General features: G+C 45.6%; 16 protein-coding genes and 1 tRNA gene. 9 read left to right on the top strand and 8 right to left on the bottom strand.

Features of this window, described 5'->3' with window-relative positions; genetic code table 11:
* The first annotated feature begins 201 nt into the window (after positions 1 to 201).
* Positions 202 to 1,740: an MFS transporter gene (locus UNH61_RS05590; RefSeq protein ID WP_326991144.1), complete on the top strand. Its 1,539-nt coding sequence runs from the start codon at positions 202 to 204 to the stop codon at positions 1,738 to 1,740.
* Here the strand turns inward: UNH61_RS05590 and UNH61_RS05585 are convergent.
* Together UNH61_RS05585 and UNH61_RS05580 are read right to left on the bottom strand one after the other, a co-directional pair.
* Positions 1,737 to 2,813 carry an NADH:flavin oxidoreductase gene (locus tag UNH61_RS05585; RefSeq protein ID WP_326991143.1) on the bottom strand — a complete coding sequence of 359 codons (1,077 nt, stop codon included), beginning with the start codon at positions 2,811 to 2,813 and terminating at the stop codon, positions 1,737 to 1,739. The two genes, UNH61_RS05590 and UNH61_RS05585, sit on opposite strands and share 4 nt — an antisense overlap.
* Before the next feature lie 73 nt (positions 2,814 to 2,886).
* Positions 2,887 to 3,459 carry a Crp/Fnr family transcriptional regulator gene (locus UNH61_RS05580; RefSeq protein ID WP_326991142.1) on the bottom strand — a complete coding sequence of 191 codons (573 nt, stop codon included), beginning with the start codon at positions 3,457 to 3,459 and terminating at the stop codon, positions 2,887 to 2,889.
* A 137-nt stretch (positions 3,460 to 3,596) separates the two neighbouring features.
* Here UNH61_RS05580 and UNH61_RS05575 point away from each other — a divergent pair.
* Positions 3,597 to 3,680, top strand: a tRNA-Leu gene (locus UNH61_RS05575).
* Positions 3,681 to 4,049: 369 nt separating this feature from the next.
* Positions 4,050 to 5,168 (top strand): site-specific integrase, encoded by a 1,119-nt coding sequence (locus UNH61_RS05570; protein WP_326991141.1) that lies wholly within the window; start codon positions 4,050 to 4,052, stop codon positions 5,166 to 5,168.
* A gap of 95 nt (positions 5,169 to 5,263) precedes the next feature.
* On the opposite strand, the gene UNH61_RS05565 is transcribed toward UNH61_RS05570, so the two are convergent.
* The 5 genes from UNH61_RS05565 to UNH61_RS05545 form a co-directional block, all read right to left on the bottom strand.
* Positions 5,264 to 7,003 carry a DUF262 domain-containing protein gene (locus UNH61_RS05565; RefSeq protein WP_326991140.1) on the bottom strand — a complete coding sequence of 580 codons (1,740 nt, stop codon included), beginning with the start codon at positions 7,001 to 7,003 and terminating at the stop codon, positions 5,264 to 5,266.
* 202 nt (positions 7,004 to 7,205) lie between these two features.
* Positions 7,206 to 7,739 carry a hypothetical protein gene (locus UNH61_RS05560; RefSeq protein ID WP_326991139.1) on the bottom strand — a complete coding sequence of 178 codons (534 nt, stop codon included), beginning with the start codon at positions 7,737 to 7,739 and terminating at the stop codon, positions 7,206 to 7,208.
* Positions 7,740 to 7,857: 118 nt separating this feature from the next.
* Entirely contained in the window at positions 7,858 to 8,109 is a 252-nt protein-coding gene (locus UNH61_RS05555; protein WP_326991138.1) for a hypothetical protein, read from the bottom strand.
* A 106-nt stretch (positions 8,110 to 8,215) separates the two neighbouring features.
* On the bottom strand, positions 8,216 to 8,833 hold the full coding sequence (locus tag UNH61_RS05550) for a hypothetical protein (RefSeq protein ID WP_326991137.1): 618 nt from the start codon (positions 8,831 to 8,833) through the stop codon (positions 8,216 to 8,218).
* A gap of 10 nt (positions 8,834 to 8,843) precedes the next feature.
* Complete coding sequence (locus UNH61_RS05545; RefSeq protein ID WP_326991136.1) at positions 8,844 to 9,449, bottom strand: hypothetical protein; 606 nt, start codon at positions 9,447 to 9,449, stop codon at positions 8,844 to 8,846.
* 159 nt (positions 9,450 to 9,608) lie between these two features.
* Here UNH61_RS05545 and UNH61_RS05540 point away from each other — a divergent pair, with 159 nt between their 5' ends.
* The 6 genes from UNH61_RS05540 (at position 9,609) to UNH61_RS05515 (ending at position 13,106) form a co-directional block, all read left to right on the top strand.
* Positions 9,609 to 10,037 (top strand): helix-turn-helix transcriptional regulator, encoded by a 429-nt coding sequence (locus UNH61_RS05540; RefSeq protein ID WP_326991135.1) that lies wholly within the window; start codon positions 9,609 to 9,611, stop codon positions 10,035 to 10,037.
* Positions 10,038 to 10,047: 10 nt separating this feature from the next.
* Positions 10,048 to 10,428, top strand: a complete 381-nt coding sequence (locus UNH61_RS05535) for a hypothetical protein (protein ID WP_326991134.1) — start codon at positions 10,048 to 10,050, stop codon at positions 10,426 to 10,428.
* 28 nt (positions 10,429 to 10,456) lie between these two features.
* A complete protein-coding gene (locus UNH61_RS05530) occupies positions 10,457 to 12,016 on the top strand; it encodes a hypothetical protein (protein WP_326991133.1) in 1,560 nt (519 codons plus the stop codon).
* A gap of 183 nt (positions 12,017 to 12,199) precedes the next feature.
* On the top strand, positions 12,200 to 12,625 hold the full coding sequence (locus UNH61_RS05525) for a hypothetical protein (RefSeq protein WP_326991132.1): 426 nt from the start codon (positions 12,200 to 12,202) through the stop codon (positions 12,623 to 12,625).
* A gap of 8 nt (positions 12,626 to 12,633) precedes the next feature.
* The gene (locus UNH61_RS05520) at positions 12,634 to 12,783 is read left to right on the top strand and encodes a hypothetical protein (protein WP_326991131.1); all 150 of its coding nucleotides are present in this window, start codon (positions 12,634 to 12,636) and stop codon (positions 12,781 to 12,783) included.
* Positions 12,784 to 12,818: 35 nt separating this feature from the next.
* On the top strand, positions 12,819 to 13,106 hold the full coding sequence (locus UNH61_RS05515; protein ID WP_326991130.1) for a hypothetical protein: 288 nt from the start codon (positions 12,819 to 12,821) through the stop codon (positions 13,104 to 13,106).
* Between the two features lie 183 nt (positions 13,107 to 13,289).
* Here UNH61_RS05515 and UNH61_RS05510 read toward each other — a convergent pair whose 3' ends face one another.
* Positions 13,290 to 13,832 carry a hypothetical protein gene (locus UNH61_RS05510; protein WP_326991129.1) on the bottom strand — a complete coding sequence of 181 codons (543 nt, stop codon included), beginning with the start codon at positions 13,830 to 13,832 and terminating at the stop codon, positions 13,290 to 13,292.
* Between the last annotated feature and the right edge of the window lie 34 nt (positions 13,833 to 13,866).

Below are 13,866 nucleotides of genomic sequence, written 5' to 3'. Positions count from 1 at the left end.
GGAAAAGATATGGTTGCACAATATACGTTTAGCCATTCCGGTTAGTGTCTCCTCTGCTGTGAAGTGGCGATAGCTGATACAGTACCACTACCTTATAGAGTTCGGTGTGCTTCTTACAGTGGAGATCGCTAAAAATCCGTTAGATGTTTTGTGGAACATTTGGAGCAAATGAACGTTATGCAAAGCAAAACGGGCTGTAATATGTCGACTGTATCATTCTCCAGCGCAGCGGGCAGATGGGTGGTCACTTCCTCCATACTGGCTTCAGCCATGGCATTCATAGACACCACCGCGCTGAACGTGGCGCTGCCTTCCCTTCAACGCAGCCTGCATGCATCCGGCACGGAACTATTCTGGGTATTGAATGCCTACATGCTGATGCTGGCAGCCCTTATCCTGGTGGGCGGCACGCTGGGCGACCGGCTGGGGCGGCGCCGTATTTTCATGACGGGCATTCTTATTTTCATTGCCGGCTCCGCAGCCTGTGGATTGGCCGGCAACGTCACTATGCTGATCCTCTTCCGGATGCTGCAGGGCATCGGCGGTGCACTGATGATCCCTGGCAGCCTGTCTCTTATCTCTTCCGCCATCAATGAAGCGGAAAGAGGCAAAGCGATCGGTACCTGGTCGTCCGCTACCACATTGGTGACTATTGGCGGGCCTGTCCTGGGCGGCGCACTGGCCGACGCCGGCTTGTGGCGGTACATTTTCTTCATTAATATACCCATTGGCGTTATAGCCCTTTTATGCCTGTGGTGGAAAGTGGCCGAACAGGAAGTGCCTGCAGATGCGCCGGCGCAGGATTATTCCGGCGCGGTGCTTATTGTATGCGGACTGGCACTGCTGACTTTTGGCTTCCTGCGGGTGCCTGTATCCGGTTTCAGCAGTCTTCCGGCTTATGGCAGCATCCTCGCAGGACTGTTGTTGCTGGCGGCTTTCATTATCACGGAGCGGCGCACGCAGCATCCGATGCTGCCACTATATCTCTTTAACAACCGGACGTTTACCGGTACCAATCTGCTCACTTTTTTCCTGTATGCCGGCCTTAGTGGCAACATGCTGTTTCTTTCGCTGAACATGGTGCAGGTACAGGGCTACAGTCAGCTGGAGTCGGGCCTGTCTTTTCTTCCGTTCACGCTGCTGATGGTATTCCTGGCCCGGCTGGCGGGCAGTATGGCTGATAAGTACGGACCGCGGTGGTTTCTGATCATTGGTCCTTTTCTCGCGGGCACCGGCATGCTGTTGCTGTCGCTGGTGCAGCAGACTAAAGGTCCTTCCGCCTACTGGACGACTTTCTTTCCCGGTATCCTGGTACTGGGCATGGGCATGACCATCACCGTAGCGCCACTTACCGCCACCGTGATGGGATGTGTGGGCAGCCAGCTTTCCGGCACCGCTTCCGGCGTGAACAATGCCATCACCAGGATTTCCGGCGTATTTGCCGTGGCGATCTTTGGTGCACTGGCGGTAGTATTTTTCTCGGAGTCTGTACAGCATTCACTGGAGCAGCTGCCGCTAACGGTTACGCAGAAAGCTGCTATTATGGCGCAGACGGCCAACCTCGGTAATGCGGCTGTTCCGGAAGGGCTGCCGGGTAGTCAGCAGATACTGGTCACCCAAATATATCATCAGCATTTTATCCGGACCTATGGGAAGATAATGGCCATGTGCGGACTGTTAGGGTGGCTGGGAAGTGCCATGACTTTTATATTTGTACGGTCACAAAAAAGCCCTCGCTAGTTTAATGGAGGAAAAGGTACAGCCATAGAACGATCAAAAGGCAGCAATGCCTGCCCGCTCCGTACCTTATGTGGCCAATCGGGGTTGGCCAGCGCTCCTTTTCCCAGCGAAATAAAGTCGGCATGGCCTTCTTCCAATACCCGGCCCGCAACGGCAGTATCTTCCAGTCCACCATTAGCAATAACAGGCACGTCCACAATACGTTTAGTCATTCCCGTCAGTGACTCCCCTGAATCATAAAAACCGGTGGTAGCCCAACTTCCGCCTTCAGCAGAAACGTGTACATAATCCGGGCTTACTTTCTGCACTTCTGTTAATACAGCACGGGCAGTATCAGCACCACCGGGCCAGCGGTAAGAAAAGTTATTGACCTTTCCTTCGGAAATGCGTAGTCCTACGATAAACCCTGCAGGCACCTCTTTCCTCACCGCCGCGATAATCTCTGCAATAAAGCGCATGCGATTGGGAACAGTACCGCCGTATTGATCCGTTCGCAGGTTGGTATAAGGCGTCAGGAACTGATCGGGCAGGTAGCCGTTGGCTGCATGTATCTCTACTCCTTTGAAACCCGCCAGCATCGCATTCCGGGCGGCATGGACGTATCCTGCCACCGCGTGGGCGATATCTTCGGGGCTCATGGCAGCCGGCAAAGGGAAAGCGCCATCGCCTCCGCCATAGGACTTCAGTTTTTGCCCCATGGGCTGTACGGCAGAAGGTGCAGCGGTGTGCGTAAGGTGCTGCGATAGCGCGCCGGCATGCATTAGTTGCGCGATGAAAATACTGCCATGGGTGTTTACGATTTCGTTCAGCCGGCGCCAGCCGTTTATCTGAGCATCAGTCACTATTCCCGGCTGGTGCGGATAGGCCTGGCTGAACAATTGATCGGTGTACAGGCCTTCCGAAATGATCAGCCCGAATCCGCCACGGGCAAAGCGTTCGTAATAGTCGGCCATAGCATTGGAGGGCACCCCTGCTAATGTGGCGCTGGCGCGGCTCATGGGAGCTACCGTTATCCTGTTGGGTATCTGCAGCCCGTTCAGCTGAAATGGCTGGAATAACAGATCAGTTGTCATGTTGGTCAAATTTTAACGCAAAGCTCTATGTGTTTATCTTCCCCAACATTGACATTTGGTAAGAAATGCTATGTCAGAATTTAGCGATCTTATTACGTAAACGGCTCAACGATTCCGGAGTAATACCGAGGTAAGCGGCTATTTGATATTGAGGTAGTCTTTTTTCGAGAAAGGGGTAACGGGCCAGCCATTCCTGGTACCGCACCAGTGCAGGCTTCTGTAGAAAGAGAATGCGGCGTTGCAGGGCAGCGTAGGCTCTTTGGGAGATAATGCGGTAGTAGCGTTCCACGGCCGGTATTTCGAGGAACAGGGCTTCCAGTTGCTGTTGGGAGATGCGCAATACCGTACCTGCTTCAACTACATCGATATTAAACAGCGAAGGCGTTTCAGCGAGCATGCTGTCGAGATCCGTGATCCACCAGCCTTCCACGGCAAAATGAAGAATATTCGTATTGCCGGCAGCATCGGTTTCGTACTGGCGGCAGCATCCGTTCAGCACGAAGTATTCGTGGCGGCAAACCTGGCCTTCTCTGAGGAGGAAGTCGGCACGTTTGGTTTCCATCGGCTCGAAGAAAGCGGGAATGCGCTGCATGGCTTCCTGTGTGAGGGTTACGTGGGCGGCAATGCTGTTGATCAGGAGTTGCATCTGGCTGTGTTTAAGAGTGTAAGTTAAGTTAAATCCGGTGGAGGTTTTTGGGGGTAACGGGAACGGGTATACGGAAAAAAAATTTGTGGAAATAAAAAAGGTGATTATATTTGCGACCCTGAAACACGGAAAATGATGCCCAGATGGCGAAATTGGTAGACGCACTGTGTTCAGGTCGCAGCGCCTGCAAGGGTGTGCTGGTTCGAATCCAGTTCTGGGCACGTCAAAAGGTTGTAAGTCATTGATTTACAACCTTTTTTGTTTTTAGTCAATTCCGTTTTCTCCGCATTTCCTCCGCTTTCTCCCACTATCGTTGACACATAATTGACACACCAAATGACACACCAAATTCGTGTGCGGGTGGGAGAACACGACCAGCACGTTTGTGCCTTTCATGACACCCAAAACAGACAGTTTTACCGCGTTTGTGACACACCATTTTTTTCTGACACACCGGCAGTTGTGTACAAAAAAAAATCTTTGGACGCCTTTCTTCCATTTCCTTGCGATGGCGCTATCAGTGTGACTTTGAAAGCCGGCACGGCACTATCCTTGTGCCGGGATTGCATCACCTTTAAAATGTGTGCAGTATGAATTTCCTGGAGAGAAAGACAAAAAAAGGCGACAAGATCGTATTCTATTATGACTTTGGCAGAGGCAAGGGACAGCGACCTACTACCGGCATTTTTATTTACACCAAACCGAAAGACCAAACAGAAAAGAACCACAACAAGCAGGCGCTTTCACTCATTGAATTAAAGAAAAGCCAGTTAATCATAGAAAGCCAGGCGGTGGGCACCGGTTTTATCCCGCCGCATAAATTCAAGCAAAATTTTCTGGATTATTACGAAGAATACGTAAAGACACATAAACGAAAAGGCAACCGGCATTTACAATGCAGCCTAGCCCAGTTCAAAAAGTTCATTGGTAAAGATTACGTGGCGCCGATAGAAGTAAATGAAAATCTTTGCAAAGCGTTTCGCCGCTATTTACTAGATAAATATACAGGCGAAACGCCTTCCGATTATTATACCCGATTTAAATGGGTGTTGGCCGCCGCTACTGCCGATGGTTACTACAGGCAAAATCCTACAGAGAAAGTAAGTGCAAAATCCAATCCGAGTACCCATCTTAAAGAGTTCCTGGAAGTAGAAGAATACCTGGAGCTACTTAACACCCCTTGTTTTAACAGGGAGGTACAGGAAGCCTTTATCTTCTGCTGCTATACCGGCCTGCGTTGGGTGGATGTAAGCCAGTTACGTTGGGGCCAAATCAAAGGTGCGATACTTACTACCCGAATTATACAAGCCAAAACAGGTCTGCCCGTTACGTTAACGCTCCATCCAATAGCCCGTATGATCCTAGAAAAACGCAGGAAGGTCCTGGAGGTCACTTTACCTGAAAATACTGACATCAGTGGGCAGTTTGTATTCGGGTTACCTAGTGCAGACGGGGCAAATAAGATCCTTATCGAGTGGGTAAGTGCAACGACCATTAAAAAACATATCACCTGGTCATGTGCGAGATTAAGTTTTTCGATACTGTTGCAGGATAAGCTGGTGGATGATGTAACCATTGCCTACCTGCTTGGACATGCGACTACTGTGCAGGTACAGAAAACATATAAACGGCATCGGCCAAAGGATCAGCAAGGTACCATAGCGCAGCTACCTACACCGGAATTGCTACCTTATTTTCTAAGCATCTGACTAACAACGCCCGGTAGATTTCCGGGCGTTGCTATTTAACTATTTATGAGGGCGGCTTGTTCTATTTACTTCATTTCTTAATCTGTTGCTTGGTATCATGCCAGTTCTTTCACAGTAGCTATATCCACAATGATTTGTTTCAACATGCCTTTTACAAGTCCACTTCGATGATCTATAAACACCAAAAAACTATCGAAATCATAGGAACTTAGGGCTGGAATTGTATGGCGATTCTTAAAGTTTTCATCTCGGCTACCAATCCACTTATCAAATTCGATGGCTTTTTTTTCAAAATTTTCTTTATCTGTTAAAAGCTGTAGATTAGCCACTGTATTAAAGTAACGTTGATACTCTTTAATAGCAGATTCGCTGTAACCACGTTGTTTCAGTTTGGCGGTAGTAAATTCAGATTTGGGGTAAATGTGATCTTCGTGATACTTGCTATCTTTCCAATCGCGATTTGGATACAGCAATGACAAGAGCAGATAACTATACTTCGTTCCATAGCTAACACTAAGTAATTGCTCAATCTCAATTTCATTGAACGAAGTGTTAATATTGAGTTTTTTATTTATTTCATCGAATGGAAACTTTGACAAATCCTGTTGGGTTTTTATGACATCTTGCACTAATTTTAATGTTCTATCAGATGACCCACCAAAGGCATTTTTCAACAAAGCCACGGTAAGCCAGCGTTGAATTGACAGTTGATTAACTACATCTGCGCTTGATGTAGATTCAATAAAATTACGTTTGTTTAGAAGCTGGATGTATAGAGCGATGGGTAATAGTGCGCCTTTGGAAACAAGGTTTTTATCGTTAAATCCAAATTTTGCAACTAGCTTTATCGCTTTTTCTATTGAGCTTTTCGTTACTTCCCAATTGTTTTCTATCTTTTCCAGATTGGCTCTGGTAAAATTCTCGACCTTGTACTGAATAGGCAGATTGTCGGTTAAATAAAGGCACCCTTTCAATACGAAATCTTTCTCAAACGTATAACCGTTACCAATCTTATTAATATCATCCGTAAATTCGTGAATTTCCTCCCTTGCATTCAATGTATTCCATTTTGCAGTGGCAGTAGATAAAAGAATATCACTGTATCCTAGTTTTACCCCTCCGGTATTTGCACGGATAAATGCTTCAACGACTTTATTATAGCTTTGGGACTTCTCTTCGTAATAGTTTAACAAACGAAGTGTATGGACGCGGGAATGTAAACGACCAATATGCGTATTGGCTATATCCTTTTGTTCTTCTGTAAAATTTGCCAGATCGCCTTTGATGCTTTTCTTTGCATCTTCCGCATCCGCATGATTAAGTATATCTCCTACTAAATACCAATATTGAGGCTTTGGGTTTTTAGGGTCGGATAGTTTGTCTGTCCGAAATTCAAAGTCGTATGTGAGTTCTTCGGGATTTTCAGGTTCAACTACCGGAGTGAGAAGATTGAAATACAACCTTGTTTTATGCCATTTGTAATAAAAAAATCTATAGGAGCCTTTCAGTCCAATGAAAAGTGAAGTTAATCGTTGTTGTCCGTCCAGAACCAAAAAAATATCTTGATTTACCCCTGCCAGGTTAGCTTCTTTGTTATGCGGTTTTTCTCCATCAAAATCTCTGATAAATTCGTATGCAGTCCATTGATCTTTATTTTCCTCTCGTATTTTCCAGAATAAAAATGTACTAATTGGATAGTCACCCATAATGGAATCAAACAACTTTTCAATGGCTTTAGTGTTCCATACATATTCTCTTTGGATTGCCGGAAGAAACGTGTTTTTATTGAGGTATTCAGTTACAACCTCACTAATGGTTTTGGGAATGTAGCTCATGAGTTTACGGGATAAGAAATCTGTTTAGCATAATGTTAGGTGCTAATTTAATTAAATCTATTAATTTCTCAATTCCTAATAAATAAACTTATCTACTTTAATTTTAAGAACCATGTATTCCCCTTGTTTGCGACAGAATTTACGCCCGTCGGTGCCGCTGTATGGGAGGGTTTGCAGACACTTATTGCGTTATTTTTCGAGTCTATAAAAGATCCCCAAACCTGCCATAGTCATCTTTGATAAAGCCGCTACGAACCAGTTCAATATATGATGGCCGGCTCCGGTATAAATGGTAAAGGCTTGTCAACTTAAAATGCAAGTCCAGTAAATCATGAAACATCTTGCAGGCCCAAACGGTTACGCGCAAACGATAGTCGTGTTTGGGCTCCATGTTTTGGTCCAAAAACCATATACGGACTTTTAACTCATAGTTATTGGAACTTGCCAGTGTTTCAATATAAACCGTATCCAGATTGGACGATAATTTGCAGTCGATTGCCCGCTTTTCTGCGAGGTCGTAGGCAGTTTGGAAGAAAAGTAATCTTTCCGTTTGCGGCAATTGTTGAAGAAAGTGAAACTGTTTATCGTCTATGTCTGTTAGAATAGCAGGAATATTTCTGTGTTTAAACTTCTGCCAATAGTCAAACAGCATATTGCCCCGCTCCCAGGTTGTAGTGGGTATTACGCGGAAAATCGGTCTGCGGGTTACAGGGGGCTTTGAGGGGGTACGATTCATTGGGTTCCTCTAATTAATTAAATTTTGTAAAACATCTATCAGGTGAAGCAAAGCAGCCATTAAATTTACGAGAGAGCCTATCGTTGAGTTTTATTTCCGATACTTTTTTATCGGGGAATTATTTGATCTTTTTAATGGAGAGGCTGGCTGCCGCTGCGATGAATGGTGACGCTTCGCCATTCATCAGGCAATCCAGCTCCTCCCGTTTATAGTATCCGCTTGCGTTTTTGTAAACGCCCATTTCCTGTGCTTTTTTCGCCAGTTGTGACTTTCCCAGGTTGGTGTACACCTGCGCTTCCTCCGGCTTTAAAAAGGGTTTAAAACAAAGGGCAATAGCCCGCATTACCACCAGTTCGTCCTTATTTACCATCGTTTTTTTACTGCAAAATGGCCCGGTGAGCGGAACTTCTCTTACACCACCACATACAGGTGTAAGAAAAAACGGACGTTTTCGGATGGATGTTGCAGAATGTTTTTTAACTGCCGGTCGTTGCCTGTTCGAGTTTTCCGTCTTTTAAATAAAGAAATAACCTAAGTTCAATGGGCTTTTGCTCGGTTCTTGTAGACTGGACGGGAATTTCCTGAACGATAGTTACCAGTTTCTCCGTAAGGTAAGAAGGCATTTCAGGATTGGCTGTATAAAACTGGAAAGCCTGCTGCTGATATTCCGCTCGCTTATTGATTGGCGGCGGCAATTTTGCAGTGGCGCCATTTTGCTCATAGAGTAGCATCGCAAATTTATGCACCCATGAAAAAAATAGATTTTCATTGTGCAGATGCCGTGATACGACTTCATGGGTATGAACCCGAACGGTGACCCGGCCCCATTGTGCGGTTGCCTCGGCAATTTCGGTGGCAATGGTAGCCGGAAGTTCGTGATTGTCGGGAACTACAACCAGGAGGTCACAACTAAATTGCCAGCTCTCTTCCCGTACAGGCGTAGTAAAACAGCTTCGCCTGATGGTGGTGTTCAACTCACTGCCGTAACAGTAGATAATCAGCGGTTGTACCATTTTCACCACTTGCTTTTTTATTTCATGCAGGGTGGTCTGTTCATTGCCCGTGAGGTGGCTGATGGATTTACGTGTTTTCATGTAAGATAATTTAATACGTGGTTTTGAGCCTGTTTTTCAGGTGGCCGTCAACATGGATGATCTCACGAACATCAATAAGATGGGCGGCTTCTACGATCTTGTTAAGTTGCAGGTATAGGGATAAACAGTCTATTTCAATATCGTCATAGGCGTGAGCAGAAAGCGAGTACTCTACTATTTCTTCAATCTGCCCTTTCAACTTATCAAGTGGAAGGCGTTTAAAAGAGCGTTTAAATACCAGGTAAGGGTTCATGAACTCTTTTTGGGAAAGGGACTTTGGCATATCATCGTATTCGGTGCCAGGGCGTCCCGTGTAATAAAGGTTCCTGTTCTGTAAATCTGCGCTGGAAATAAGCAAAGGGCTTTTTCGCCTCTCTTTGTAAATCAGGTAAGCAGCATTGATGACCGATTCCAGCATTTTCATTTCAAACAGCAGGTTGGAGGGAGAACATTTGCTATACACTTTTTCGGAACTGGCGGCATGCAATACCCGCGTAATGAGTTTGCGGTAAAAGGAGATTTCGGCGAAGCTAAAGGCTTCGGCAATCACCTGAAAGGGATCTTTGATTTTTTCCTTATACCACAACGAGGTATCCAGGTAGTCATGTTTTTTCATTACAGGATAGTTGTCGGGTTACTAAATTGGTTTCATCATCTGTTTACAAGTTAGCACCCATTAATGCCGTAACCTACCGCCGACAGCCGTACTTTACGGCAACTTGTCATCTTACGTTCAGGATTTTATATATTTGTGAATACACAGAATTAACGCTTTATGGTAAATAGCTCCAAACCCACCGCCCATGTGGGCTTGAATATCAGAAGGTTCCGGCTGCTGTGGGATTATTCCCAGGCAGGACTTGCCCATATGCTGGAAGAAAAAAGCGGCCACCCGGTGAGCCAGCAGTTCATTAGCGATTTAGAGGATCGCCCGGAAATAGCAGATGAAGAACTATTGCAACATATTGCTGAAATTCTTAAAGTAACGCCGGAAGTTCTTAAACACCTGGATCTGGATTCTGCCATTCAGGTTTTTAATAATACGTTTACCAACCACGATCATTCCCATCAACAATTTGCAACGCATATTCATAATCAGCAAACCTATGTAATGCCTTTGGATAAGTTGCTGGAGTTTTGGGAAAAAGAGCGGGCGGAATACAAAGCCGAAATCGACCGCTTAAAAAAGGCACTGGGCCAATAAACCCTTATACATGAACAGCGAAGAAACCCTACGGATAAGACAGCTTTTTGACGCGCTGGTAAACGAGCCACTCCACCCGTTCCCGGAGCGGGGCGGGTTAAATATCACGGGTCTAAAGGGCGTATATATTATTTATCAGGATAACATTGTTGCGCATGTTGGCAATACCCGTACAGGAAAAGACGGGCTTTGCCAGCGGTTAAACAACCATATTTACGGGCAATCTTCCTTTGTACGTAATTATCTTCAACCAAAACATCTAACGGTGAGAACAGGTTTCAGCTTCCAGTTTCTTCCTGTGGCAAATGCCCGTGAACGGGTACTGCTCGAAGCCCTTGCCTGTGGCATGTTATGCCCGTTGCACGTGGGATTACATACAGTGCTCGATTGACTTTTACCACCATGAAATTTAGTTCCTTATGGCTGTACTACCTATTACCCCTTATCAGCCAATAGCTGACAAAGCGTTTGGTGACATTGAAATTGAGCTCACCACGGCCATGTTTCAACATGTGACCGCATTACCTGGTAAGTCCATGCTTTTCCTGGAACGCTGCCTGTTTAAGAAGGTGACCATTATTTACGATCAGCCCCTGGCATATGACCTGATAGACCTTACTTTTCTTGACTGCTTCATCGAACGGCTGGAAGTGCGATCCGCAGTAGGTAAAAACCTGGGCGTTTATTTTCATAATACTATTATCGACAGCGGTGTGATGCGGGAAGGAGAACTGAAAAGCGTTCAACTGGTAAATTGCATTAGCGATGGTTTTTTCATCAAAAACACCGATCTGGTGCGCATTGAATACACCGAATCGACTATTTATCCATTGCGCTGGCGGGCCTTGCTTCGCAAATTGGGAAATAAGGACCAGTTCAATAGGCTATTAGAGCGAAAGATAGCATACTATGTGGAGGATATTGAGAATCTACACGTTGTAGCGCAGCATGACGCTACCGGTAAGCCAGGAATCTATAAAACGAAACTGGACAAAATAAGGGATTCACGTTACCGTTACAGGCTAACCGCTGGTGAAAAAGCCAGCATGAGCCTGAATCTGGATATTAAGTACAGTGGTACGGATAAGGCGAAGGTAACAGAAGTAAAAAACATTTACCTGCGTACCCTCTCACTGCAAGGAACGGCCAGCGGTAAAATAAATGTGGAAGAATGCACCATCGACCGATTATACCTGCGCAAATTGGTACCTAAAGGGGAATTGGTTTTTTACTACATCAGTACGCAGCAAAAACGAGTACCTGCTGACGTTTTGGCCGGCCCTGATGCGGCGGGAAAACCGGATGACGTATCAAAGGTAGAGATACACCAGTGTACGTTGGATAATGCTTGGTTTGATAATTTTGATTTTGCTGCTTACAGTAGCGTTTCTCTTTTCCGTACACGCTTTTCCAAAACTATTTTTTCGGCCTGCAATTTCCCGGATGACTACAGGCAGTTCGACAATTTCCGTTCGGTAGAAAACATTCACTATCCCCACAAGAAGAAAGACAACTACCACATGGATATGTACGAGATTTTCCTACAATTGCGCAAAGCATTGGAAGGGACGGGCAATTTTCAGGAATCCCTGAAATTGCATGCTGTTTCCAACGATGCCCTGCGGGAGATCAAACGTTTATCCTGGTGGGATAATGTAATACTCTGCATTAACAAGGTTTCCAACAATCACGGTATATCACTTAAAAGAGCCTTTTGGGGTTTTTGGATCAGTTCCGGGATTGTTTATATCCTGTATCTGGTGACTTTGGGGCGGATCTTCAATTGCCAGGCTGATTTTGATCCGTCGCTTATCGGCTACTATTTTGCTTTTATCGACTTAACACACCGAAATGACTTCCTGGTAACAAAAGGGGAATTTGGTCATTTCACCCTGGCAGTAGATTTTTTTGGCAAATTGGTGGTAGGTTTTTTTATTTTCCAATTTGTAGCGGCATTCCGTAAGTATGGTAAAAAATAAGGCCCCTTACAGGGCCTACTAATCAGTTCCTTACCGAAACCTTATCCTATGAAAATGGAAAAGTAAGCATTTCTGCACACTTGTAACATTTTATATTTACAGTGTGTATTTTTATTTGATTATTCACCCAATTTTATACCCCATTGCTCTCTTAGATAGTAACCTCCCTTAATTATCTGAAAGATGACAAAACAGTTGTGCTTGAATATTTTGCTCATTATTGCCTTTGCGGAATCGGCAAACTGCGGCTTGATATGGTGGTTCGACTTCCGGCCTACGCTCAAAGAACACTGCCTGTTCACGCTCGGCCAGGCTGGGCTGCTGTTGGGATTATATGCCATGTTTTGGGTCGTTCGTCTAATAGACCATCACAGCAAAAGAAAACGGCCATTTGCCTGGCGTATTGTCGCAGGGCATATAATTGGATTTATAGCTGTTTACATCGCCATGTGCTTTTATTATCACTCATTGAATCCTTTACACTGGAATATTGATTGGAAAGGCTTTACAGCCGCTTTCATCGTCCTTGCTATAGCGTCCGGGGGCCTGCGTTTACTGGTGCAAATTGACAGCAAAAAAAGCCCTTATTTCAACTCTACGGCAGTATAAATATGGGAATGGACAATCAACAGCATAAGGTGGAACAGCCGAACTATTCAAGGGTATTTCACACCGTGTACATTGTTACATGGATTTGTTCACTGGATATTGCCTATTTACTCAAACTGATGGTGGACGCCAGGGTGGCGGTGGTGTTTTGTTTTTGAACCCCTTATTTATTGCGGGTGTTTACCTTCTGTGTATGTTCATTTACCAGGTGCAACAGAAAATAAAGCTGCGAGTGGCGAAACCTCTTCGTTATTTCCTGGATCTGTTGATCGTGGCCGGGCTCCCGTATTGGTTGACCACCAAAACCAATTTTGATGTTGAACACATAAAAATAGGAGCTGAAATACCGGTGTGGCTCGCGATCATCCTGTTTATAGATTCTGTTTGCAGTGTTGTCGTACTTCGTGCAGTACTGTGGGAAGTTGAAGGGCGTGACCTGCTGAACTTTGGCAGGTGGCGCCGCAGGGCAATGAGTGATTGATGAAAGAGCGAGCAAAAGCCGCTTCTTTGCTTCTTTCTTGACGGACTATCAAGAAAGAAGCTGCTCAAAAGATAAGAGCTGTTCCATATAAATAGTGGTCTCCAAGAGAGAACAAGCGGTCCGGCAACCCGTAAATAAGGCGCGCAACAGAAAATTATCTGCTGCGCGCCGCCATTTTTGTTATCACTGGCCGAAGGTTGCGTGGTAACGCTGCCGGAGGCCCCTCAATAATTGATAAATATTTGATTTAGAAAACTGCTGTTTGTCCAGCATGGCGGCAATGGCTTTTAATGACATTTGCCAGAACTCCCGCACTCCCAGCAGGTCGATGGCGTACATGCCAGCGGGTCCTGCATCCATCACGGGGCTGCTGTCCACCATCAGCATAAACAGGTGGTCAAAATCCGGCAGGCCGGTAATTTCATCCTGGTTCATGAAAAACAGCATTTCCGGGAACGCCTGCACCACCGATTGCACAAAGCGCCGCACTTCGGGAATATCGCAGACCTCGCGGGGATCATCGTCATAGCCTTCAAAGGTCCACATTACAGTGGCCTGGAAGCGCAAAGGGTCGGTGCTGATGATTTTAAAGAACTCAACGGCGGGGGCCGTGGTATGGGATCGGATCATTTCAACCGGCACCACCAAAAATATTTTAGAGCCGGGCGCCAGTTTTTGTAAGACGGTTTTCTCCCAATAGGCTAAACTGATCAGTATAATTGACATAGTGATGTAGTTTAAAGGTGAATAACAGCGGGCA

It is taken from the genome of Chitinophaga sp. 180180018-3 (assembly GCF_037893185.1).
In the GTDB taxonomy this organism is placed as follows: Bacteria; Bacteroidota; Bacteroidia; order Chitinophagales; family Chitinophagaceae; genus Chitinophaga.
This window is presented reverse-complemented; position numbering and strand designations above follow the sequence as displayed.

Coding starts and splice junctions, on each gene's coding strand:
- UNH61_RS05590 (WP_326991144.1), top strand. CDS start 202: ATGTCGACTGTATCATTCTCCAGCGCAGCGGGCAGATGGGTGGTCACT.
- UNH61_RS05585 (WP_326991143.1), bottom strand. CDS start 2,813: ATGACAACTGATCTGTTATTCCAGCCATTTCAGCTGAACGGGCTGCAG.
- UNH61_RS05580 (WP_326991142.1), bottom strand. CDS start 3,459: ATGCAACTCCTGATCAACAGCATTGCCGCCCACGTAACCCTCACACAG.
- UNH61_RS05570 (WP_326991141.1), top strand. CDS start 4,050: ATGAATTTCCTGGAGAGAAAGACAAAAAAAGGCGACAAGATCGTATTC.
- UNH61_RS05565 (WP_326991140.1), bottom strand. CDS start 7,003: ATGAGCTACATTCCCAAAACCATTAGTGAGGTTGTAACTGAATACCTC.
- UNH61_RS05560 (WP_326991139.1), bottom strand. CDS start 7,739: ATGAATCGTACCCCCTCAAAGCCCCCTGTAACCCGCAGACCGATTTTC.
- UNH61_RS05555 (WP_326991138.1), bottom strand. CDS start 8,109: ATGGTAAATAAGGACGAACTGGTGGTAATGCGGGCTATTGCCCTTTGT.
- UNH61_RS05550 (WP_326991137.1), bottom strand. CDS start 8,833: ATGAAAACACGTAAATCCATCAGCCACCTCACGGGCAATGAACAGACC.
- UNH61_RS05545 (WP_326991136.1), bottom strand. CDS start 9,449: ATGAAAAAACATGACTACCTGGATACCTCGTTGTGGTATAAGGAAAAA.
- UNH61_RS05540 (WP_326991135.1), top strand. CDS start 9,609: ATGGTAAATAGCTCCAAACCCACCGCCCATGTGGGCTTGAATATCAGA.
- UNH61_RS05535 (WP_326991134.1), top strand. CDS start 10,048: ATGAACAGCGAAGAAACCCTACGGATAAGACAGCTTTTTGACGCGCTG.
- UNH61_RS05530 (WP_326991133.1), top strand. CDS start 10,457: ATGGCTGTACTACCTATTACCCCTTATCAGCCAATAGCTGACAAAGCG.
- UNH61_RS05525 (WP_326991132.1), top strand. CDS start 12,200: ATGACAAAACAGTTGTGCTTGAATATTTTGCTCATTATTGCCTTTGCG.
- UNH61_RS05520 (WP_326991131.1), top strand. CDS start 12,634: ATGGACAATCAACAGCATAAGGTGGAACAGCCGAACTATTCAAGGGTA.
- UNH61_RS05515 (WP_326991130.1), top strand. CDS start 12,819: ATGTTCATTTACCAGGTGCAACAGAAAATAAAGCTGCGAGTGGCGAAA.
- UNH61_RS05510 (WP_326991129.1), bottom strand. CDS start 13,832: ATGTCAATTATACTGATCAGTTTAGCCTATTGGGAGAAAACCGTCTTA.